17 protein-coding genes are annotated in these 22,790 nt (G+C 73.2%); 12 read left to right on the top strand and 5 right to left on the bottom strand.

Features of this window, described 5'->3' with window-relative positions; genetic code table 11:
* Positions 1–14 precede the first annotated feature (14 nt).
* Both IO36_RS03295 and IO36_RS03290 read left to right on the top strand, forming a co-directional pair.
* Positions 15–1,151 carry an FAD-dependent oxidoreductase gene (locus IO36_RS03295; protein ID WP_245173106.1) on the top strand — a complete coding sequence of 379 codons (1,137 nt, stop codon included), beginning with the start codon at positions 15–17 and terminating at the stop codon, positions 1,149–1,151.
* A gap of 131 nt (positions 1,152–1,282) precedes the next feature.
* Positions 1,283–2,107 carry a hypothetical protein gene (locus IO36_RS03290; RefSeq protein ID WP_158997176.1) on the top strand — a complete coding sequence of 275 codons (825 nt, stop codon included), beginning with the start codon at positions 1,283–1,285 and terminating at the stop codon, positions 2,105–2,107.
* An 80-nt stretch (positions 2,108–2,187) separates the two neighbouring features.
* Here the strand turns inward: IO36_RS03290 and IO36_RS03285 are convergent, their stop codons facing one another.
* The 3 genes from IO36_RS03285 to IO36_RS03275 all read right to left on the bottom strand — a co-directional run bounded on the left by IO36_RS03285 (position 2,188) and on the right by IO36_RS03275 (position 5,503).
* Positions 2,188–2,649 carry a hypothetical protein gene (locus IO36_RS03285; RefSeq protein WP_037615807.1) on the bottom strand — a complete coding sequence of 154 codons (462 nt, stop codon included), beginning with the start codon at positions 2,647–2,649 and terminating at the stop codon, positions 2,188–2,190.
* 325 nt (positions 2,650–2,974) lie between these two features.
* Positions 2,975–4,651, bottom strand: a complete 1,677-nt coding sequence (locus tag IO36_RS03280; protein WP_051899945.1) for an isovaleryl-CoA dehydrogenase — start codon at positions 4,649–4,651, stop codon at positions 2,975–2,977.
* Positions 4,652–4,873: 222 nt separating this feature from the next.
* Entirely contained in the window at positions 4,874–5,503 is a 630-nt protein-coding gene (locus tag IO36_RS03275; protein ID WP_037615804.1) for a TetR/AcrR family transcriptional regulator, read from the bottom strand.
* Between the two features lie 99 nt (positions 5,504–5,602).
* On the opposite strand from IO36_RS03275, the gene IO36_RS03270 reads away from it, so the two are divergent.
* On the top strand, positions 5,603–6,205 hold the full coding sequence (locus IO36_RS03270; RefSeq protein ID WP_037615802.1) for a TetR/AcrR family transcriptional regulator: 603 nt from the start codon (positions 5,603–5,605) through the stop codon (positions 6,203–6,205).
* A 28-nt stretch (positions 6,206–6,233) separates the two neighbouring features.
* Here the strand turns inward: IO36_RS03270 and IO36_RS03265 are convergent, their stop codons facing one another.
* A complete protein-coding gene (locus IO36_RS03265) occupies positions 6,234–7,565 on the bottom strand; it encodes a lanthionine synthetase LanC family protein (RefSeq protein WP_245173105.1) in 1,332 nt (443 codons plus the stop codon).
* A gap of 247 nt (positions 7,566–7,812) precedes the next feature.
* On the opposite strand from IO36_RS03265, the gene IO36_RS03260 reads away from it, so the two are divergent.
* From IO36_RS03260 to IO36_RS03230, 7 genes are all read left to right on the top strand, one after another.
* Positions 7,813–8,688, top strand: coding sequence for a TauD/TfdA dioxygenase family protein (locus IO36_RS03260; RefSeq protein WP_051899978.1), 876 nt, complete (start codon positions 7,813–7,815; stop codon positions 8,686–8,688).
* Between the two features lie 100 nt (positions 8,689–8,788).
* Complete coding sequence (locus IO36_RS03255; protein WP_051899944.1) at positions 8,789–10,225, top strand: MFS transporter; 1,437 nt, start codon at positions 8,789–8,791, stop codon at positions 10,223–10,225.
* 11 nt (positions 10,226–10,236) lie between these two features.
* Positions 10,237–11,949, top strand: coding sequence for an aldehyde dehydrogenase family protein (locus tag IO36_RS03250; protein ID WP_037615799.1), 1,713 nt, complete (start codon positions 10,237–10,239; stop codon positions 11,947–11,949).
* Positions 11,950–12,302: 353 nt separating this feature from the next.
* The gene (locus tag IO36_RS48865) at positions 12,303–14,582 is read left to right on the top strand and encodes a serine/threonine-protein kinase (RefSeq protein ID WP_037615796.1); all 2,280 of its coding nucleotides are present in this window, start codon (positions 12,303–12,305) and stop codon (positions 14,580–14,582) included.
* Positions 14,583–14,896: 314 nt separating this feature from the next.
* Entirely contained in the window at positions 14,897–15,304 is a 408-nt protein-coding gene (locus IO36_RS03240; RefSeq protein ID WP_037615794.1) for a YciI family protein, read from the top strand.
* An 8-nt stretch (positions 15,305–15,312) separates the two neighbouring features.
* On the top strand, positions 15,313–16,458 hold the full coding sequence (locus IO36_RS03235) for an RNA polymerase sigma factor (protein WP_037616165.1): 1,146 nt from the start codon (positions 15,313–15,315) through the stop codon (positions 16,456–16,458).
* 64 nt (positions 16,459–16,522) lie between these two features.
* Positions 16,523–18,088 (top strand): phytoene desaturase family protein, encoded by a 1,566-nt coding sequence (locus IO36_RS03230; RefSeq protein WP_037615792.1) that lies wholly within the window; start codon positions 16,523–16,525, stop codon positions 18,086–18,088.
* A gap of 41 nt (positions 18,089–18,129) precedes the next feature.
* On the opposite strand, the gene IO36_RS03225 is transcribed toward IO36_RS03230, so the two are convergent.
* A complete protein-coding gene (locus tag IO36_RS03225; protein WP_051899943.1) occupies positions 18,130–19,935 on the bottom strand; it encodes a serine hydrolase domain-containing protein in 1,806 nt (601 codons plus the stop codon).
* A gap of 172 nt (positions 19,936–20,107) precedes the next feature.
* On the opposite strand from IO36_RS03225, the gene IO36_RS03220 reads away from it, so the two are divergent.
* Both IO36_RS03220 and IO36_RS03215 read left to right on the top strand, forming a co-directional pair.
* Complete coding sequence (locus IO36_RS03220) at positions 20,108–21,220, top strand: NAD(P)H-dependent flavin oxidoreductase (RefSeq protein WP_037615789.1); 1,113 nt, start codon at positions 20,108–20,110, stop codon at positions 21,218–21,220.
* Positions 21,217–22,767: an acyl-CoA synthetase gene (locus IO36_RS03215; RefSeq protein ID WP_037615786.1), complete on the top strand. Its 1,551-nt coding sequence runs from the start codon at positions 21,217–21,219 to the stop codon at positions 22,765–22,767. The genes IO36_RS03220 and IO36_RS03215 overlap by 4 nt, the downstream gene beginning before the upstream one ends.
* The last annotated feature ends 23 nt before the right edge of the window (positions 22,768–22,790 follow it).

Below are 22,790 nucleotides of genomic sequence, written 5' to 3'. Positions count from 1 at the left end.
AAGGATCGAGCGTCGTGTCTTCTCGTCGAGTCGTCGTCATCGGTGGCGGGGTCATGGGCTCGTCCGCCGCGTGGCGGCTTGCTGCCCGGGGTGACCGGGTCACCCTGCTGGAGCGATTCCCGGCCGGTCACGACCAGGGCAGTTCGCACGGCACCTCGCGGATCTTCCGGCTGGCCTACACGGACCCCTTCTACGTCGACCTCGCCGTGCGGTCGCTGCCGCTGTGGCGGCTGCTGGAGCAGGAGACGGGACGGCAGGTGCTCACCCTCACCGGAGCTGTCGACCACGGCCCGGCTGCCACGACCGAGGCACTGTACGAGGCGCTGACCGCCGCCGGACGCCCTGTCGAGCGGCTGGCCCCGGAGGAGGTTGCCGAGCGCTGGCCGGGGCTGCGCGCCGACACCGGTGCGGTCTTCCACCCCGAGGCCGGACGCCTGCACGCCGACGACGCGGTCGCCGCCTTCCAGCAGGCTGCGCGGGCCCACGGCGCGGAGGTCCGGCACGGCGTCCGGGTGACCGGGCTGTCGGTGCACGGCGACGCCGAGGTCCGGGTGGTCACGGACACGGAGGAGGAACTGCGGGCCGACGCGGTCGTGGTCGCGGTCGGGGGCTGGGCGCCCGGAATGCTGGGCGGAGGCACCACTCCGCTGGTCGGCGGCGTACCAGCGCTGCGTGTCACCCAGGAGCAGCCCGCGCACTTCCCCGCGGCGGACCCGCTCGCCTGGCCCAGCTACATTCATCACCCGGGCGCCGCGCTGCCCATGAACGGACTCACCGCGGACGGGGTGTACGGACTCGGCAGCACCGACGGGGTCAAGGCGGGCTTCCACGGCGTCGGCCCGGTCGTCGACCCCGACCGGCGCGACCGTACCCCGGACACCGCGGTCCTGCGGGAGCTGGCGGCGTACGCCGAGCGCTGGCTCCCCGGCGTGGACCACACCGCGCCCGAGGCCGTGACCTGCCTGTACACCACCACCCCCGACCACGACTTCGTCATCGACCGGCAGGGCCCGGTCACCGTGCTGGGAGGGTTCTCCGGGCACGGCTTCAAGTTCGCCTCGGTCGTCGGAGAGTTGGCGGCCGCGCTGGTCCGCGGAGAACCCGGACCGAGCCGGTTCGCGCTCGGCCGCCCGCGTCCCACGAGCCACTGAGCCGTACCCGTGGAGAGGGTGCGCCCCGGGTGGTGCGGGAGCCACTGTCACGGCGGGGGCAGGAGGCCCGGCCGACCACCGGAGAGCGGCTACCGTCGGCGTCGACATCCACGAATTCTCTGGGGGACACCATGACGGACGAAGCGCAACAACACTCCGAGGGGCCTCTGTTGAACCTCGGCTGCCTGATGCTGCTGGTGGTGCTCGGCGGCCTGGCGACGATGCTGTACGGCCTCGGGGTGCTGATCTTCGGCGACACCCCGGCCTCGTCCGCCGCCACGGTTCTTCTCGCGGGGCTGGCCCTCACGGTCCTGGGGGTGGCCGTCATCAAACGAGTCCCCGGCGCCGCCGAGATGAAGGGGTACGCCCCGTCCGCCCGCGTCACCCGCCTCGCGGAGGAGCGTTCCCTGGGCGACCACGTCTTCACCCGCAAGAACACCAGCCCGCTGGAGATCGTGGTCGGCGTCGTGGCCGTCGGCGCGGTGATCGTAGGAGCGCTGTGGGGGGTGAACTGGGTCCTGAGCAAGACCGGGTCCGACATACCGGGCCTCGACAAGCTGGCGTCCACCTTGGTGCTCTACCTGCTCGCGGGGCTGATCCTGACGATCATCGCGCTTCCCGTGATGCTGTGGAGAATGCCTAAGGGGTTCGTCCGCACGCACCTGTACGCCAACGGGCTCGTCTACACCTCCTACGGCCGCCCTCTGGCCGTCACCTGGGACGACGTCGACCGCCTCGTGCTCTCACGGCAGATCCCCGGAGCCAAGCTCTTCGGCGGCAAGGTGCTCGCCTACCACGTGGTCTCCCAGGGCGGACGCCGCCTCCGGATCGACGCCCACCCCCACCTGGACTCCGATCCGATGGGCGAGCACATAATCGACGCCGTACGGCTCCGCCGGCGCCCGGTCCTGGAGGGCGGCCCGGCGGCGGGCGACCCGGGTCATCGGCGGGTCTGACGCGAGCGGAAGGGATCCGTGGCGGACGACGGAACGCGACGGCCGGCCCTGCACCATCCTCGCGGTGACGGTGGTCCGGCTCAGACGCTGGGCGACACGCCAAGGGAGATGGCCCCGGCCGAGCCCGCCGAGTCGACCGCGCTGCTCTGGGTGAGGGTCTTCCCGAAGCACACCGACCAGGAGTTCGCCCCGACCCCTGAGGACGAGCACTCCCAGAGGCCCAGGTTGGCGGAGGAGGTACGCAGGTCCATGTAGGCCGCCAGGCTGTAGAGGCTGGACCGGTCGTTGCGCACGATCACCGCCCCCTGCACGGAGTTTCCTGCCGCCGACCTGATCGCACAGACCTGCGCGTGCACATTGTCGGCGACCTCCTTGGTACTGGCGCAACGCCACGTGCTGGAGCTGGAAGTGATCGGATTCGTGTTGCCGTAGGCGCGCCAGGCTCCGTCCGCGGCCGCGGCGGGTCCGGCGGTCGCCAGACTCACCCCCAGAGCGGCGGTGATCGCGACGGCTGTGCCCATGCCCGTTCGTGTGATGTGCATGCTGATCCCTCCCTCGCCCCGGCCCGGTCGGCCGGGGGACGAGCAAAGATCATCACAGGTCGTGGTCATGACAGGCAGGGCGGTTTTGGCCAATGTGATCACGGGTGGCGGCCGCCCCGAACGGGCCGGGGGTATCAGCCCGTTCGGGTGGGAGCTCGGCCCCGCTCGGTTGGGACCTCAGCCCCGCTCGGGTCGGGCCACCGCCCCGACGCCCGGCCGGGACGACAGGCCGGAGTGGCCGGGACCGCCGGCCGGTCCCCGTCGGTGGTCCGAGCCGTCCACCCGTTCAGTCGTCCACCTGTCCGCTCGTCAGGCCGTCAGGCCGTCAGGCCGGAAGTCGTTCCAGTACCCCCGCGAAGTCCGTACCCGGGGACAGGGTTCCGAAGGCCAGGCCGCGGTCGCCGGCCAGGCGGGACGCGCAGAAGGCGTCGGCCACCGCGGGGGGTGCGTGGCGGACGAGCAGGGAGCCCTGGAGGACGAGGGCGGCGCGTTCCGCGACGTGGCGGGCGCGCAGGGGAGCGTCCTCCGTGACGACGAGCTCGTCCCGCAACTCCCGCCAGGCGGCGTCGAACCGGCGGTCGGTGCCGGTGGCCGCCTCGACCTCCGCGCGGTACGCGTCCATCGAGCCGGGCTCGCGCGTGAGCGCCCGCAGCATGTCGAGGGCGGTGACGTTCCCGGAGCCCTCCCAGATGCTGTTCAGCGGGGCCTCGCGGTACAGCCGGGGCATGCCCGAAGCCTCGTCGTAGCCGTTGCCGCCGAGGCATTCGAGGGCCTCGGCGACCGCGACGGGCTGGCGCTTGCAGACCCAGTACTTCCCGACGGCGGTGGCCAGACGCAGGAACGCGCGCTCCCCGTCGTCCCCGCGCTGGGCGCGGTCCGCGGCGCCGGCGAGCCGCAGGGCGAGGGTGGTGGCGGCCTCCGACTCCAGCGCCAGATCGGCCAGGACGTTGCGCATGAGCGGCTGGTCGATCAGCCTGGCGCCGAACGCGGAGCGGTGACGCGCGTGATGGGCGGCCTCGGCGAGGGCCGCGCGGGTGCCGGCGGCGGAGCCGAGCACGCAGTCCAGCCGGGTCATGGTCACCATCTCGATGATGGTGCGCACGCCCTTCCCCTCGGCGCCGACGAGCCAGCCCACCGTGTCGTCGAACTCCGGCTCGCTGCTCGCGTTGGAGCGGTTGCCGAGCTTGTCCTTGAGCCGCTGGATGCGGAAGGTGTTGCGGCTTCCGTCCGGCAGCACCCGCGGGACCAGGAAGCAGGAGAGCCCGCCCGGCGCCTGCGCGAGCACGAGGAAGAGGTCGTTCATAGGGGCGCTGGTGAACCACTTGTGGCCGCGCAGCCGCCAGGTGCCGTCGCCCTCCTCGACCGCGGTGGTCGTGTTGGCCCGTACGTCGCTGCCGCCCTGCTTCTCGGTCATCCCCATGCCGGCGAGCAGGCCGGGCTTCTCGGCCGGGGTCCGCAGCCCGGATTCGTACACGCGGCTGGTGAGCAGGGGCTCGTAGGTCTTGGCGAGCTCGGGGGAGTGGCGCAGGGCCGGGACCACCGCGTACGTCATGGAGACCGGGCACAGATGACCCGGCTCCAGCATCGTGGCCAGCATGAAGCCCGCGGCCCGCGCGACATGGGCGCCGGGACGCTCGTCGGCCCAGGCGGCGCCCGCGAGGCCCGCACTCACCGACGCGTCCATCAGCGCGTGGTACGCGGGGTGGAACTCGACCTCGTCCACGCGATGGCCGTAGCGGTCGTGGGTGCGCAGTTCGGGTTCGTGGCGGTTGGCCTGCTCGGCCCACGTCCGCGCCTCCGCGCTGCCCACGTACCGGCCGAACCGGTGGAGTTCGTCCACGTGCCACGCGGCGCCCTCGCGGCTCACGCCTTCCAGCAGTACGGGGTCGGCCGCCGCGTCGTGACCGGTCAACGGCGGTGCCTGGTTGGTCACTTCATGCGTCACGGCGCTGGGACGGCCGGTGCGGCCGGTGCGGCCGTCTTCCGTGATGGTCTCGGTCATACGGAAAGCCTCCGTAGGCGGTCGGCGGAGCTGCGGAAGGTCGGGTGCGGGGTGGAGGAGCGGCGGAACTGACTAGGGGCAGGCGGGAAGTTGTGTGGGTCAGGACCCGGAGCGGCGGTGACTCCGTTCCGAGGGGGCCGGGTCCAGCGAGCCCGCGTGACGGGCCCGGCGGTCGACGCCTCCGGCGACAGGGCCGGGCAGACGGGAATTGTCAGACAGGCCCTAGGGCTCGTCCGAGCGCCCCGGTGCGGCAGCCGCCCCCGCGCACCGCAACGCCATCGCCGTGAGCTCCGCGAGGAGTTCGTCGGACGACTGCCCGCCCGGGGCGCCGAGCGGATCCACGAGGACCTCGCCGACCGCGCCGGTGAGCGCCGCGGCGGTGATCTCGCCGTTCTGGGCGGGCAGCAGCCCCGCGGCGATGCCCTCGCGCACCACCTCGGCGAACAACGCGCGGTAGCGGCGCCGGAAGTCGAGCCGTTCCGCGCCCACCGCCGCCTCGGCCGGGGCGGCGAGCAGGGCGTAGGCCAGCCCGCGGTTCTCCAGCGCACGGCGGGCGAACACCTCGATCCCGCGGGCGAGGCGTTCGACGGGGTCGCCCTCGCCGGTCAGGACCTCGCCGAGCACGTCCACCTCGCGGCCCGCGGCGCGCCGGAACACCTCGACGGCGAGGGCCGCCTTCGACGGGAAGTGCTGGTACACCGAGCCGGCCGCGATGCCGGCCGAGTCGGCGACCGCGGTCACGGACGTCTGCGCCCAGCCCACCTCGGCGACGACCGCGGTGGCACAGGTGACGAGGTGCTCTCGGGCGGCTTCCAGCCGGCGGACCTCGGAAGGGGTCTTGCGGTACGGCATGAAAGAAGTGAACCATCATTCAGAGCTTCCCGCCAGAGCCGGTACGACCGCCGACGAACGTCGGGAGAGCCGTCCCGGGGCGTCGACTAGGGTCGCGGTATGGCGGAGCAGCGAGTGGAGGGCGTACGGCGGGGGCCGGGACGGCCGCGGCAGGAACATGTGACCGCGGCGGTGCTCGACGCCGTCGTGGCGCTGGTGACGGAGAGCGGCATGGGCGCCCTCACCATGGACGCCGTCGCCGCCCGCGCCGGGGTCAGCAAGCCCGCGATGTACCGGCGCTGGCCCACCAAGCAGGACCTCGTCATCGCCGCCGCCGAATCGCGGATCGGGTCGCTGAGCGTGCCGGACATGGGTGACTTCCGGGCCGAGCTGCGTGCCGTCCTGACCGCGCGCATGGAGGCGTACCGTCAGCCCGGTGTCGCCCGCCTGCTCGCCGGGGTGATCGGCGCGTCCGCCGAGGCGGGTGCCGAGCCCGCCGCCTACCGGGCGTACACGGAACGGGTCATGAGCCAGACGCGGCACCTGCTGGAGCGGGGTGTCGCCCGGGGGGAAGTGCGTCCCGACGTCGATCTGGCGGACGCCTCGACCCTGGTCGCGGCCTCGCTGGTCTTCCGGATGGTCGGAGAGCAGCGACTGCCGGACGAGGCGCTCGTCGACTCGATGGTGGACATGATCGCCCGAGCGGTGGCCGTCCGGCCCTGACCGTCAGCCGCTGCCCGAGGCGTCCGCCTCAGCTCCCCCGAGCCGTCAGCCGTACCTCGCCCGGCACGGCCCACCACTGATCGGGCCGGTCCACCACGGGAGTTGCCGGACCCGTCTCGATGAACCGGGCGAGGCGCAGAAGGTAGGCCGCGATGCCCGACGCGCCCTGCATCCACGCGGTGCCCGGCGGCAGCAGGGGCTCGTCGTTCCGGTACTCCACGAAGCGCCAGCGGGCACCCGACTCGTCCTGGACCGCCCGCTCCATCAGCGCGTCGCCCATCCTGCGGGCCCCGCGCAGTAGTTCCTCCGCCCAGTCGGTGCCCGCGTAGTCCTGTGCGGCGTCCAGAAGTACGTCGCCGACCCCCGCCGTGCCGCAGCACCGGCCGTCGTTGTCCCAGAACCCGGGGCGCAGCCGCTCGGGAATGCCCGACGTGAGGAGGGAGGTCAGACAGCGCCGACGCAGCTCGTCGACCTGGAGTCCGGCCACCTCCGTGACACCGGCGTGCGACAGCGCGGCGAACAGATGCGAGGTCCCGGCCGGGCCGTGGCACCAGGTGTAGGTGAGGGGCTCCACCTCGCGCTTCGACGGCGGGATGGTGTGCGGTACGACGAATCCGCCGTCGTCGAGTATGCCCACCGACACGACGTGCCGGGCTCCCGCGACCGCCGCCTCGACGAAGTCTTCCCGGTCCAGCGCCGCACCCGCTACGGCCAGGGCGGCGGCCACCCCGGCGGCGCCGTGGGAGTAGTTGGGCGCCCGCGACTCCGTACGCGCCGCGATGCCCCAGTCCAGGCCCGCCTCCGTGCGGTCCGCGGTACGCAACAGCGCCTCGCAACCCGTCGTCGCGATCGTCTCCGCGAACTCTCCCCCCGCCCAGACCGCCGTCATGACGATGCCCGCGGAACCCATGATGATGTCGTTCAGCGGGGCGTCGGAGCCCGGCTCGAACTCGAGGGTCGTCCTCCAGCCCTCGGCGGTCCTCAGGTCGTCGAGCCGTCGCAGGGCGGCGGATTCCGTGCCCGGCGCGAGCAGGCGCAGCGCCGTGCCGTAGCCGGCGAGTCCGTCGTACAGCGACGGCTCGGCGCTTCCCTCGGCCACGGCCGACAGCCGGGTCACGATCCCTTCGGCCAGGTCCCGTTCCCGCTCGGTCCGCTCACGGTGCAGCGCGATCTCCGCCATCACCGGTGCCAGGCCGGCGATCCCCGAGTACAGCGAGTCGCGGTCCTTCGCCGGGGTCGCGTCCTGGCCGTCCCCGGGCACCGTCTCCGGGAGCCAAGGTCCCTCGTCCTCGCGCACCTGGTCCAGCACCCAGGACCACGCCGCCTCGCCCACCCGCTCGTACGCCTCGCTCGTCGCCACCCGGCAACGCTACCTCCCCGCGCAACGGCCGGGACCCGATCGGCGCGGCCCGCGGTGGGGGGCCGCACGACCCTCGACGTGCTCGAAGCCCTCGCGAAAACCGACCCGTCGCACCCTCTTGCCCTACGGCTCCGCAATATCGATACTGCCGGTTACGTATTTGGTTTCACCATCGGGAGGAACCCCCGTGCACCCTGTCGTGACCAGTCCTGTCGAGCGCCCGAAGCCCGTACTGGACAAGCCGCTCATGCACTACGGAAGCCGCGTCCTGGAACGGCTCGCCCCCGGTGCCGAGCCGGCCGCCTTCGAGCGTCTGGAGATCGCCCCGCTCACCCCGCACTTCGGCGCCGTGCTCGGCGGGGTCGATCTCACCCGCCCGATCGACGACGTGCTCGCCGAGGAGCTGAGGCGGGCGCTGCTGGAATGGAAGGTGATCTTCTTCCGGAACCAGACCGGCTTCACCGCCGGACATCAGCTCGCGCTCTCCGCCGTCTGGGGTTCCCCGGAGCCGAACCCCTTCTTCCCGAAGACGGAGACCGCCGGTGTCTCCCGACTCGCCAAGGACGCCAAGGCCGCGGGCAACAAGAACATCTGGCACAGCGACCACTCCTTCATGGCCAACCCCGCGCTCGGCTCCGTGCTGCGCGCGGTCGAGGTCCCCGCCGCTGGCGGCGACACCATGTGGGCGGACATGGCCGCCGCCTACGACAACCTGCCCGACGCGATGAAGGAGCGCATCGAGCACCTCACCGCCGTCCACGACTGGGAACCCAGCTGGGGCGCGCTCATGAACGCCGAGCAGAAGGCCGCCTTCCGTGAGCTGTGGCCGCTCGCCGAACACCCCGTCGCCGTGCGCCATCCGCGCAGCGGCCGCAGGACCCTGTACGTCAACGAGCCCTTCACCACCCGCATCCAGGGCCTGACGGACGCGGAGAGCCGGGAACTGCTCGACATCCTGGTGCTCCAGGCGCGCATCCCCGAGTACCAGGTCCGCTTCCGCTGGGAGCCCGACTCGATCGCCGTCTGGGACAACATCGCGACCCAGCACTACGCGATCAACGACTACTACCCGCGGCGCCGCGTCATGGAGCGCATCGCCATCGCGGGCGTCCCGCTGTCCTGAACCCGGTCGGGGTCCGGCCGCCACCGCGCGTCCGGCCCGCACCGGCTCAACCGGCGTTCCTCTCCGATGCGCAGGACGAAACACCCGTGAAAGGACTTCCATGACCGCGGTACCCACCGTGCACCGGCCCCCGGCCGGGACCTCCCCGGCCACCGGCGGCGGCACCCGCGCCTGGACGGTGACCGCGCTGCTCGTCGTCTTCATGATGGTCAACTTCGCGGACAAGTCCGTGCTCGGTCTGGCCGCCGACGAGATCCGCTCCGACCTGCACCTGAGTGCCACTGAGTTCGGTATCGCCAACAGCGCGTTCTTCCTGCTCTTCTCCGTGGCGGCGGTCGCTGTGGGACTCGCCGCCGACCGGCTGTCGACCAAGACGCTCATCCTCGTGATGGCCGTCCTGTGGTCGGTGGCCCAGGTGCCGGCCGCGTTCGGCGGCGGCCTCGCGGTCCTGGTCGTCTCGCGGGTCCTCCTCGGCGCGGCGGAAGGGCCCGCGTTCCCTGTGGCTCAAAAGGCGACCCTCGCGTGGTTCCCCGACGAGCGGCGCAATCTGCCCGGCGCGCTGGTCACGCTGGGCGTCACCCTCGGTGTGATCGTCTCCGCGCCCGGACTGTCCTGGATGATCCAGCATCACGGATGGCGGGCGGCCCTGTGGACCCTCGCCGCCGCGGGACTGGTCTGGGCCGCGGCCTGGGCGGCTTTCGGCGCCGACGGCGGTCACGTCGTCGGTTCCGAAGCCGGCGCGGGGGCGGGGTCGAGTGTCGGGACGGAGGCGGGGTCGAGTGTCGGTACGCAAGCGGGACCGACCGCCGGTCCCGGCGTCGCCACGGACGCCCGTCCGGATGCGCAAGCCCCCCGGTCGCCGGAGACCCGGACGGACGCGCCGTACCGGAAGATCTTCGCCAGCCGGACCTGGATCGGCGTCACCCTCGCCTACTTCACCAGCTACTGGTCCGTGGCCCTGATGCTCGTCTGGCTGCCCTCCTATCTGCGCAACGCCCTGGGATATCCGACGGACTTGGCGGGCACCGTCGTCGTCGCCCCCTGGCTCGTCGGGGCCCTCGCCCTGCTCGCCCAGGCGGGCATCACCGGGCGCCTGATGCGCCGTGGCGCCGGCAGCCGGCGGGCCCGCGGATGGGTGGGCGGCGGGCTGCTCGCCCTCGGCGCCGCCTGCTGTCTGGCCCTGCCGCTCGCGGACGGCAGGACGGCGACCACCGTCCTGGTCGCCCTGGGCTTCGGCCTCGGGGGTTCCTACGCGACGGTCGCCGCGACCACCGTCGCGGAACTGGCACCGCCCTCCCGCGCGGGCGGCGCACTTGGCACCATGAACGCGGTGGTCACGGCGGCCGGTCTCGCCGCGCCCGCCGTCGTCGGAGCCCTGGTCGACGCCCGGGGCACCGACGGGTACCAGACCGCCGTCGTACTGTCGGGGCTGCTCCTGGCCCTCGGTGCCGCGGCGTCCTTCCTGCTGGTCGACCCCCAGCGGGACGTCGCCCGGCTCGACGGCCGACCGCCGGCCCCAACCGTCCGCCCCACCTGAGGAGTTGTTCCTTGACCACCGCCCAGGCCCTCGACACCGTTCCCCTCGACCGCGCGCTCGCCGATCTGCGCGCGAACGCCGGTACCTGGACCGCCACCCCGGTGGAGCAGCGGATCGGTCTGCTGGAGCGCCTGCTCCCGCGGATCGAAGCCGCCGCGCCCGCCATGGTCGCCGACGCCGCCCGTGCCAAGGGGTACGAGGTGACGGCCGGATGGGCCGCGGAGGACTGGGTGACCGCGCCCTGGGCGCTCGCCCAGACCGTGGGCGCGTACCTCCACGTCCTGCGCCGGATAGCTGCCGGCAAGGAGCCGCTGCCCGCCGGCGCGGTCCGGGACCTGGACAGCCGGACCGTGGTCGACGTGTTCCCGGTGACCGTCTCCGACCGCCTCCTGCTCAACGGCTTCACGGCACAGGTGTGGATCGCCCCGGGGACCACACCCGAGCAGGTACGGGAGCGGGCCGCCCGCCCGTACCGGGGAGCCCGGCCCGGGCCGGCCGTCGGGCTGGTGCTCGGCGCGGGGAACGTCCCCTCGATCACCCCGCTGGACGTCCTGCACAAGCTGTACGCGGAGGGGCAGGTCGTCCTCGCCAAGATGAACCCGGTCAACGACTACCTCCGGCCCCACTTCGAGAAGATCTTCGAGGAGTTCGTGGACGGCGGCTGGGTCCGCTTCGTCGACGGGGGAGCGGAGACGGGTGCGTACCTCACCGCCCACGACCAGGTCGACGCCATCCACGTCACCGGCAGCGAACGCACCCACGACGCCATCGTCTGGGGCACGGACGAACGGGCCGACGAGCGCCGCCGCGAGAACACGCCCCGCGTCGACAAGCCCCTGACGAGCGAACTGGGCGGTGTGAGCCCCTGCATCGTGACGCCGGGGCCGTGGAGCGCGGCCGACTTCCGCTACCAGGCCGAACACATCGTGACCAGCAAGATGAACAACTCCGGCCACAACTGCATCGCCACCCAGATCCTTGTCGTGCCCCGCGACTGGGACGGCACGGAACGGCTGCTCGCCGAGATCCGCCGGCTGCTGCGCGAGCTGCCGGACCGCCGCGACTACTACCCCGGCGCGGCCGACCGCCTGGACGCCGTGACCCGGGCCCACCCGGAGGCCGAGGCGCTCGGTGAGGGAGCCTGCCGCCTCCTCGTGTCCGACATCGCCGACCTCGACGACCCGATGCTCACCGACGAGGTCTTCGCCAGCGCCCTGGGCGTCGTCCGGCTGCCGGGCGAGGACGCGCCGGAGTTCCTCCGCGCGGCGACGGAGTTCGCGGAATCCCGGCTGCCCGGCACGCTCGGGGCGACCCTGCTCGTCCACCCCCGCACCGAGCGTGCGCACCCGGCCGCGGTGAACGAAGCGATCTCCGCGCTGCGTTACGGGACGCTCGGCGTCAACTGCTGGTCGGCGTTCGGCTTTCTGCTCGGCTACACGCCGTGGGGCGCGTTCCCCGGACATACGCGCCAGGACATCGGCAGCGGCATCGGCTTCGTGCACAACGCCTTCATGCTGGAGGACGTGCAGAAGACCGTGCTGCGGGCGCCGTTCGCGCCGGCGCCCCGCGGCCTTCTCACCGGGTCGCCCTCGCTGTCGCCCCGGCCGCCGTACTTCGTCACGAACCGCACGGGCCGTACGACGATGCGCAGGCTGACCGCGTACGCCGCCACGGGCCGGGTGTCCGCGCTGCCCGGCATCTTCCTGTCGGCCCTGCGCGGCTGAGCGTCCCGCCCGGCCGAGCCCGGACCCCCTCGGCGCGCACGCTGTCGAAGCGGCGTGCGCGCCGGGTTCGCGCGCCCTGTCGTGTCGTCGTGCGCCCATACAGGGTGCGTCGGCGGCGCGCCGGGTGACCGTCGCCGCGAGCCCCCGCGGTGTGTCATGGGCACCGCGCCCCGGTCGCCCGCACGGGCGTGCGGGGCCCCTCCCGCCCGGAGACAATCTCCCGGCCGTGTCACGGCTCGGCCCCGGCTCGCCCGCAGCCGCGTACAAAGTCGGCTGATCGCTCGTCATACTGGTCGGGGGCTGGGACCGGGGGCGGGCTCGGGAGCGAGCAGTGACGGGGGCGATCGCGCGCGATGGCGGAGAGCAGGCTGATCCAGGGCCGGTACCGGCTGCTCGATCCGATCGGGCGCGGCGGCATGGGCGAGGTGTGGCGTGCGCGGGACGAGTCGCTGGGCCGCCAGGTGGCCGTCAAGTGCCTCAAGCCGCTCGGCCCGCACCACGACCCCTCCTTCGCCCGCGTCCTGCGCGAGCGGTTCCGGCGCGAGGCCCGGGTCGCCGCGGCCCTCCAGCACCGCGGAGTCACCGTCGTCCACGACTTCGGCGACGACGACGGTGTGCTGTACCTGGTGATGGAGCTGCTGGAGGGACACAACCTCGGCCAGCTCCTGGAGGACAACCGGCCCCGGCCGCTGGCCGTCGCCGAGATCGAGGACATCGCCGAGCAGGTGACCGCCGCGCTGGCCTACACCCACCAACAGAGCATCGTGCACCGGGACCTGAAGCCCGCGAACATCATGCGGCTGACCGACGGCACCGTGAAGATCTGCGACTTCGGCATCGCCCGGCTCGGCCACGACATCGGGTTCACCTCCCGGCTCACCGGCACCGGCGTCGCGATGGGGACCCCGCACTACATGTCGCCGGAACAGATCAGCGGCTCCGAGGTCGACCAGCGCAGCGACCTCTACTCCTTCGGCTGCGTCCTCTACGAACTCGCCACCGGCGCACCGCCGTTCGACCACGGCGACGCCTGGGCCATCCTCGTCGGGCATCGCGACACCGTGCCCGAGGCGCCCCGCGCCCGACGGGCCGACCTGCCGGAGTACCTGGAGCGGATCATCCTCGACCTGCTCGCCAAACGGCCCGAGCAGCGACCGCAGGACGCCGGTGAACTCGCCCGCCGCATCACCGCCGGGCGCACCACGCCGATGTACGTGCCGACGGTGGTCGCCCGCCCCCTGCCGGACCCGGCAGCCGACGGGCGCTCCGGGGCGCCGCGCGTCCCGTCCCCGCCCGCTCGGCCGCCCGCCCGCGCGCCCCGGCTGCCGTCCTGGACGCAGGGCATGACGACCGGCCACAAGGCCACCGGCTCGGGATGGCGCGCCACCCCGCCCGACGCCTCCGCCGGTCTCACCGGTGAGTGGACCGCCCGCCCGTCCAGCGCCCTGGCGCTTCCTCCCGGCCGGTCGGAACGTCCCGCCCCCGCGGCGGAGTCGATCACCGCCCTGGCGGGGCGGCACAACGCCGGACTGAGTCTCGGCCGGCTCGGCCGCTGGACCGAGGCGGGCGAGGTCCACCGCTCGGTCGCCGCCGAACGGGAGCGGCTGCTCGGGCCCGACCACCCGGACACGCTCGCCAGCCGGTACGAGATCGGCTTCACCCTCAGCCGCACCGGACGGCCCGGCGACGCGCTCGGCGAGTACGCGCGCGTGGCCCAGGCCAGGGAGCGGGTGCTCGGCGTCGACCACCCCGACACCCTGGCCGCACGGCAGGAAATGGCGTACGTACTGGGCCAGTTGGGCCGCCACTTCGAGGCGCACCAGGCCTACACCTCGGTCCTCGCCGCCCGGCAGCGCGCCATGGGTCCCGACCATCCCGACACCCTGCGCTGCCGTCACAACCTCGCCTTCAACCTCAGCAGGCTCGGACGCCTGGAGGAGTCGTACCGCATGGCGGCCGACGTCGCCGTGGCCCGCGCCCGGGTGCTCGGGCCGGCCCACCCGGACACCCTCGTCACGCGCTACGAAGTCGCTTATGCCCTCGGACAGTTGGGGCGCTGGCCCGAGGCGCTGCGGGCCTACCAGGAGGTGGCGGAGGCCCGTGCGCGGGCGCTCGGACCCGACCATCCCGACACGCTCGCCGCGCGCTACGAGGTGGGCATCAGCCTCGGCCGGCTCGGCCACAGCGCGCAGGCCCTGGACCTGTACCGCGCGCTCGTCGCCGACCGCACCCGCGCGCAGGGCGCCACCCACCCCGAGACACTGCGCGCCCGGCACGGGCTGGGCGTGAACCTCGGCCGCCTCGGCCGCTGGGAGGAGGCCCTCGCCGAGTCGCGGGACGTGTGCGCCATCCGTGAGCGGGCCCTCGGGGCCGACCACCCCGACACCCTCGTCAGCCGCCGCGAGGTCGCCGTCGGCCTCGGCTGGCTCGGCCGCTGGGCCGACGCCCTCACCGAGTACCGGCGGGTCTCGGCCGCCCGCGAGAGGGTGCTCGGCGCCGACCACCCCGACACGCTCGCCAGCCGCACCGACGAGGCGAACTGTCTGGAGCAGCTCGGACACCGGCGGGAGGCCGCGGACCTGTACCGCAAGGTGGCCGCCCTGAGACAGCGACGCGCGGCCGGAGGACGCTGACCGCCGGAAGGGGCGCCGTCACGAGCGCGGACACGGGCTCCGGAAGCGGCCCGGGAGGGGCCGGGGGAGGCTCGGGGGCCTCGGGGAGGCCGGGGACAGGTCCCGGAGAGGCTCCGGGGAGGCTGGAGACCGGTCCGGGAGAGGCCCCGGGGAGTCCGCGGGCAGGCCCGCGAGGGGCCCGAGAGGGGCCTGGAAAGGTCCCCGGAAAAAACTTCCCGGAAATCTCGGCCCGTGATGTCGAGAAGCCGTGGCCCGCTCCGTCCCAGAGGTGAACGCGCCCACAATGGGTCGCACCAGTACCGAGGAGAACCACCATGGCCAAGTACCTGCTGCTGAAGCACTACCGCGGCGCGCCCGACCCGGTGAACAACGTGCCGATGGACCAGTGGACGCCGGAGGAGATCTCCGAGCACATCCAGTACATGAACGACTTCGCGGCCCGGCTGGAGAAGTCCGGGGAGTTCGTGGACGGCCAGGCGCTCGCCCCCGAGGGGCAGTGGGTCCGCTACGACGGAGAGGGGCGTCCGCCGGTCACCGACGGACCGTTCGCGGAGACCAAGGACCTCATCGCCGGCTGGATGATCATCGACGTCGACAGCCAGGAACGCGCCGTCGAGCTGGCCGGGGAGCTGTCGGCCGCCCCCGGCGCCGGCGGCAGGCCGATCCACGAATGGCTGGAGGTCCGCCCGTTCCTGACCGCCCACCCCAACGTCACCGAGTGACCTCCACCATGGACGAGGCCCTGCTCCGGAGCCTCACACCGGGTGTGCTCGCCGTCCTCGTCCGCCGCGGAGCCGATTTCGCGGCGGCCGAGGACGCGGTGCAGGACGCGCTCGTCGAGGCCGTCCGCGTCTGGCCGGAGGAGACCCCGCGGGACCCCAAGGGCTGGCTGGTCACCGTGGCCTGGCGCCGGTTCCTCGACGCCACCCGCGCGGAGGCCGCCCGCCGCCGGCGCGAGGACCTGGTCGACGAGGAGCCGGCGGCGGGACCCGCCAGCGGCGTGGACGACACGCTCCAGCTCTACTTCCTGTGCGCCCACCCCTCCCTGACCCCGTCCTCCGCCGTCGCGCTCACCCTGCGCGCGGTGGGCGGACTCACCACCCGCCAGATCGCCCGCGCCTACCTGGTCCCCGAGGCGACCATGGCGCAGCGCATCAGCCGGGCCAAGCGCACCGTCTCCGGCGTGCGACTCGACCGGCACGGCGACGTCGCCACCGTGCTCCGCGTCCTCTACCTGGTCTTCAACGAGGGCTACTCCGGCGACGTCGACCTCGTCGCCGAGGCCATCCGGCTCACCCGGCAGCTCGCCGCTCAGGTCGATCACCCCGAGGTGGCGGGTCTCCTCGCGCTGATGCTGCTCCACCACGCCCGGCGCGCCGCCAGGACCGCCCCCGACGGGAGCCTCGTACCGCTGGCCGAGCAGGACCGGAGCCGTTGGGACACCCGGGCGATCGCCGAGGGCGTCGAGATCCTCCAGGCGGCCCTCGCCCGCGACCGGCTCGGCGAGTTCCAGGCCCAGGCCGCCATCGCCGCCCTGCACGCCGACGCGCGCACCGCCGAGGAGACCGACTGGGTGCAGATCGTCGAGTGGTACGACGAGCTCGCGCGGCTGACCGACAGCCCCGTCGTCCGGCTCAACCGCGCGGTGGCCGTCGGTGAGGCGGACGGACCGCGCGCGGGCCTCGCTGCGCTCGCCGAACTGGACGAGTCGCTGCCCCGCCACACCGCGGTGGCCGCCCACCTCCACGAACGCGACGGCGATCTGCCGAAGGCGGCACGGTTGTACGCGGAGGCCGCGCACAAGGCGTCCGACCTGGCCGAACGCGACCATCTGACCCGTCAGGCAGCCCGCCTCAACCACCGGCAGGGGCCCTGACGGAGGTGCCGCCGCCTGCCGCACACCCCTGGCCGACGTAGATCATCACGTGCTACGAAGAGGCATGCCTGTACACGAGGGATATGACGTCGTGATCGTCGGCGGAGGCCACAACGGACTGGTCGCCGCCGCCTATCTCGCCCGGGCCGGCCGGTCCGTGCTGGTGCTGGAGCGCCTCGGGAACACCGGTGGCGCCGCCGTCTCGACCCGGCCCTTCGCCGGGGTCGACGCGCGGCTCTCGCGCTACTCGTACCTGGTGAGCCTGCTGCCCCGGAAGATCGTGCGGGACCTCGGCCTCGACTTCCGGGTCCGGGGCCGGACGGTCTCCTCGTACACGCCCGTCGAGCGCGACGGGCGGCCCACCGGACTGCTCGTCGGCGGCGGCGAGCGTCGCACCCGCGAGGCCTTCGCCCGGCTGACGGGATCGGAGCGCGAGTACGAGTCCTGGCAGCGCTTCTACGGGATGACCGGCCGCGTCGCGCAGCGGGTGTTCCCGACGCTCACCGAACCGCTGCCCACCCGTGAGGAGTTGAGGGCGCGGATCGACGACGAGGACGCCTGGCGGATCCTCTTCGAGGAACCCGTCGGCAAGGCCGTCGAGGAGAACTTCGCCGACGACCTGGTGCGCGGGGTCGTCCTCACCGACGCGGTGATCGGCACCTTCGCCGACGCCCACGACCCCTCGCTGCGGCAGAACCGCTGCTTCCTCTACCACGTGATCGGCGGCGGCACGGGAGCCTGGGACGTGCCCGTCGGCGGCATGGGCGCCCTCACCGACGCGATCACCGGCGCGGCGCGCGCCGCCGGAGCCGTGATCCAGACCGGCCACGAGGTGCTGCGGATCGACACGGACGGCGAGTCCGCCGAGATCACGTATCGGACGGCCGAGGGCGAGGGGGTCGTCGCGGCCCGCCACGTCCTGGTGAACGCCTCCCCGCAGGAGCTCGCCCACCTCACCGGGGACGAGTCCCCGGAACCGGCGGAGGGCGCCCAGCTCAAGGTGAACATGCTGCTCAAGCGGCTGCCGAGGCTGCGCGACACCTCCGTCGACCCGCGCGAGGCGTTCTCCGGGACCTTCCACATCGCCGAGGGGTACGAGCAGCTGGCGGCCGCCCACGCCCAGGCCGCCGCCGGTGAGCTGCCCTCCGCGCCGCCGTCCGAGATCTACTGCCACTCGCTCACCGACCCCAGCATCCTTGGCCCCGAGCTGGTCGAGCGGGGATACCAGACCCTCACGCTCTTCGGCCTCCACACACCGGCGCGGCTCTTCGAGCGGGACAACGACTCCGTGCGCGAGGAACTGCTCAAGTCCACGCTGGCCCAGCTGGACGCCCATCTCGCCGAGCCGCTCGCCGACTGCCTGGCCACCGACGCGGACGGGCGGCCCTGCATCGAGGCGAAGACCCCGCTCGACCTGGAACGGGACCTGCGCCTGCCGGGCGGCAACATCTTCCACCGTGACCTCGCCTTCCCCTACGCCCAGGAGGGCACCGGCCGCTGGGGCGTGGAGACCCGGCACGCCAACGTGATGGTGTGCGGGGCCGGCGCGGTGCGCGGCGGCGGGGTGAGCGGGGTACCGGGCCACAACGCGGCGAAGGCGGTGCTGGAGTCCCTGGCCGGCACGGCCTAGAAACCGGACGGCGGGGCCCGGGGACTCCGGCCGCCCCGCCGTCAGTCCGCCGAGGGCTCCCAGCCCGCCGCCGCGATTCGCTCCGCGTCGGCGGGCCGGCGCTCGTCGAAGAGGACGCGGTCACCGGACTCGACCCGCAGTGCGTCGACGTAGGCGCCGCGGCCGACGTACAGCCGGTCGGTGGTGTACCGCCAGCGCAGCGTGAGGGCCGCCGCGCCCGGCAGATCCGCGCCGAGCGCGTGCCACACCCGCCCCGACCAGCCGGTGGCCGTCCCCGCGGGATGGTCCTCGGGTTCCTTCGACGGCCGCCGGGTCGTGAAGGGGACGGGCTGCCAGGTGGTGCCGCCGTCGGCGGAGGACTCCAGGAACAGGACGTCCGACCGGGGTTCGGTGTCCCACCACAGCGCGCAGCGCAGACGGGCCGGTCCCGCGGTGGTGTCGAGCGCGGGCAGCGTCAGCGTGGCCGTCGTCGCGCTCGCCATCCCGGAGAACCACGACGTACGGCCACGCGCCGGACGCACGGCGACGGCCCGCGCCAGATGGTTCCCGGCGGCGACCCGGGGAGCGGAGCCGGAACGCCAGGTACGCACGGGGTGGACGGAGTTGCCGAGGACGATCAGGAACGAATCGGTCGTCGGATCGAGGACGAGTGAGGTGCCGGTGAATCCGGTGTGGCCGGCGGTGCGCGGTGTCGCCATCGCGCCCATGTACCAATGCTGGTAGAGCTCGAAGCCGAGGCCGTGCTCGTCGCCGGGGAAGGCGGTGTTGAAGTCGGTGAACATCAGATCGACCGAGTCCGGCCGCAGGATGCGCGCGCTGCCGTAGGCGCCGCCGTTCAGCAGGGTGCGTCCGAGGACCGCGAGGTCCCAGGCGGTGGAGAAGACCCCGGCGTGACCGGCGACCCCGCCCAGCGCGTAGGCGTTCTCGTCGTGGACCTCGCCCCAGACGAGCCCCCGGTCAAGGCCCGACCAGGGCGCCCGCGCGTCCTCCGTGGCGGCGATGCCCGGCTTCCAGGAGGCGGGCGGGTTGTAGCGGGTGCGGTCCATGCCGAGCGGGCCGGTGATCCCGTCGCGCAGCAGGGTGTCGAGGCTCCGACCCGTGACCGTCTCCAGGACCAGCTGGAGCGAGATCAGGTTCAGGTCCGAGTACAGATAGGCCGTCCCCGGCGCGGCGACGGGCTTCTCGTCCCAGATGAGCCGCAGCTTGCCCTCGCGGGTCGGCGCCTTGTACAGCGGGAGCCAGGAGCGGAACCCGGAGGTGTGGGTCAGCAGTTGACGGATCGTCACGTCTTGCTTGCCGCCACCCGCGAACTCCGGGAGGTACGAGGCCACGGCGGCCTCCAGTTCCAGGGCGCCGCCCTCCAACTGCTGCACCGCGAGGATCGAGGTGAACAGCTTGGACACGGAGGCGAGGTCGTAGACCGTGTCGCCCGACGCCGGGATCTGCAGGTCGGCCGGGAACTCGACCCCGGAGTCCGTCCTCTCGTCGTACGCCGCGTAGCGCACGGCCATGCCGATCGGCTCGTGCAGGGCCACGGTGCCGCCGCGCCCGGCGAGCAGCACGGCACCGGCGTACCAGGGATGCTGGGGGGACGGGCCGAGGAACGCCCGGGCGTCGGCGACGAGTTGACGCAGGTGGCCGGCGAGCAGCCCGGCCTCCTGCGGGGTGCCGTGCCGCAGGGTCCGCCGGCCGTGCCCCGGCGCGGCCGCCGCCGGGCCCGCGGGGAAGGGGGCGAGGGCCACCGCCCCGCCCAGCGCCAGGACGCCCCGGCCCCACTGCCGGCGGGTCGGTCCGCGGCCCGCTCCGTCCGGTGTGCCCTGCGCCGGGTCCCGCACGCCTTCGGTCATCGGGAAGCCTCTCGCTCGCGTCGCCTGAAAGTATCTTTCCGGGTCTGCCGTGCCGAGTGGAACTTTCCCGTCAGCGCCCGGCGTGTCAACCCCGCCCGGGGCGGGCCGTGATATCTGACGGAGTATCAGAAAAGGCCTTCCCTCGTCCGGAGGTCTGCGGCATCCTGCGCCCATGCAGACGGAGCTGAGCAAGGAACTGGGAGTCGAGCACGCCATCTTCGGCTTCACGCCGTTCCCCGCCGTCGCCGCGGCCATCTCGCGCGCGGGCGGATTCGGCGTGCTCGGCGCGGTCCGCTACACCGCCCCGGAGGACCTGGAGCGCGACCTCGACTGGATCGAGGCGAACGTCGGCGGCAGGCCCTATGGCCTGGACGTCGTCATGCCCGCCAAGAAGGTCGAGGGCGTCAGCGAGGCCGACGTCGAGGCGATGATCCCCGAGGGCCACCGTCAGTTCGTCCGGGAGACCCTCGCCAAGTACGGCGTCCCCGAACTCGACGAGGGCGAGGCGTCCGGCTGGCGCATCACCGGCTGGATGGAACAGGTCGCCCGGGGCCAGCTCGACGTCGCCTTCGACTACCCGATCAGGCTCCTGGCCAACGCGCTGGGCTCACCGCCCGCCGACGTCGTCCGGCGCGCCCACGAGAAGGGCGTGCTCGTCGCGGCGCTCGCGGGCAGCGCCCGGCACGCGCGCAAGCACGCCGAGGCCGGCATCGACGTCGTCGTCGCCCAGGGCTACGAGGCGGGCGGGCACACGGGGGACATCGCCTCGATGGTGCTGACCCCCGAAGTCGTCGACGCCGTGGACCCGTTGCCCGTCCTGGCCGCCGGCGGCATCGGCAGCGGACAGCAGGTGGCCGCTGCCCTGAGCCTCGGCGCCCAGGGGGTGTGGCTCGGCTCCCTCTGGCTCACCGTGACCGAGGCCGACCTGCACTCCCCGGCCGTCACCCGCAAACTCCTCGCGGCCGGCTCCGGCGACACCGTCCGCTCGCGTGCCCTGACCGGCAAGCCCGCACGCCAGCTGCGCACCGAGTGGACCGACGCCTGGGACGACCCGCACGGGCCCGGAACGCTCCCGATGCCGCTCCAGGGACTCCTGGTGGCCGACGCCGTCTCCCGCATCCAGAAGTACGAGGTGGAGCCGCTGCTCGGCACCCCGGTCGGACAGATCGTCGGCCGGATGAACAGCGAACGCTCCGTCCAGGAGGTCTTCGACGACCTGACCCGGGGCTTCGAACGCGCCGTCGACCGCATCAACCGCATCGCGGGCAGGGGAGAGCAGGCATGACCACAGCACCCAACGGCTTCTGGGCCCAGGCCGCCGCGGACCCCGGGCGGATCGTCCTCGTCACCCCGGACGGCGAGGAGTGGACCGCCGGGCGCCTGCACGAGGCGTCCAACGCGCTCGTCCACGGGCTGCGGGCCGCGGGCCTCGAACGCGGCGACTCCTTCGCGGTCGTGCTGCCCAACGGGGTCGAGTTCCTCGTCGCCTACCTCGCCGCCTCGCAGGCCGGTCTCTATCTCGTCCCCGTCAACCACCACCTCGTCGGGCCCGAGATCGCCTGGATCGTCTCCGACTCGGGGGCCAAGGTCCTCATCGCCCACGAACGGTTCGCCGACGCGGCCCGCCACGCGGCCGACGAGGCGAAGCTGCCTCCTGCTCAGCGGTACGCCGTCGGCGAGGTCGAGGGTTTCCGCCCGTACGCCGAACTCCTCGACGGACGGCCCGGATCGGCGCCCGCCGACCGCACCCTCGGCTGGGTCATGAACTACACCTCGGGCACCACCGGCCGCCCCCGCGGCATCAGGCGCCCGCTGCCCGGCAAGCTCCCCGAGGAGTCGTACCTCGGCGGCTTCCTCGGGATCTTCGGCATCAGGGCCTTCGACGGCAACGTGCACCTCGTGTGCTCGCCGCTCTACCACACCGCGGTCCTCCAGTTCGCGGGCGCTTCCCTGCACATCGGCCACCGGCTGGTCCTGATGGACAAGTGGACGCCGGAGGAGATGCTGCGGGTCGTCGACGTCCACCGGTGCACCCACACCCACATGGTGCCGACCCAGTTCCACCGGCTCCTCGCCCTGCCCGACGAGGTGAAGGCCCGCTACGACGTCTCCTCGATGCGGCACGCCATCCACGGCGCCGCGCCCTGCCCCGACCATGTGAAACGGGCCATGATCGCGTGGTGGGGCGAATGCGTCGAGGAGTACTACGCGGCCAGCGAGGGCGGCGGCGCCTTCGCGACCGCCGAGGACTGGCTGAAGAAGCCCGGCACCGTCGGCAAGGCCTGGCCCATCAGCGAACTGGCCGTCTTCGACGACGACGGCAACCGGCTGCCGGCCGGTGAACTCGGCACCGTCTACATGAAGATGAGCACCGGCGGATTCTCGTACCACAAGGACGAGGGCAAGACCCGCAAGAACCGCATCGGCGACTTCTTCACCGTCGGGGACCTCGGCCTGCTCGACGAGGACGGCTTCCTCTTCCTCCGCGACCGCAAGATCGACATGATCATCTCGGGCGGGGTCAACATCTACCCGGCCGAGATCGAGGCGGCGCTGCTGTCCCACCCCGCCGTCGCCGACGCGGCCGCCTTCGGCATCCCGCACGACGACTGGGGCGAGGAGGTCAAGGCCGTGGTCGAGGCCGCGCCGGGCCACGAGGCCGGACCGGCGCTCGCCGCCGACATCCTCGCCCACTGCGAGCGGCAGCTCGCCGGCTACAAGCGGCCCAAGAGCGTCGACTTCATCGCCGCCATGCCCCGCGACCCCAACGGCAAGCTGTACAAGCGACGGCTGCGCGATCCCTACTGGGAGGGCCGCACCCGGGCGATGTGACCCGTCCGCCGCGCCACGGCGGC

It is taken from the genome of Streptomyces aureus, from assembly GCF_000725495.1.
In the GTDB taxonomy this organism is placed as follows: domain Bacteria; phylum Actinomycetota; class Actinomycetes; order Streptomycetales; family Streptomycetaceae; genus Streptomyces; species Streptomyces aureus_B.
This window is presented reverse-complemented; position numbering and strand designations above follow the sequence as displayed.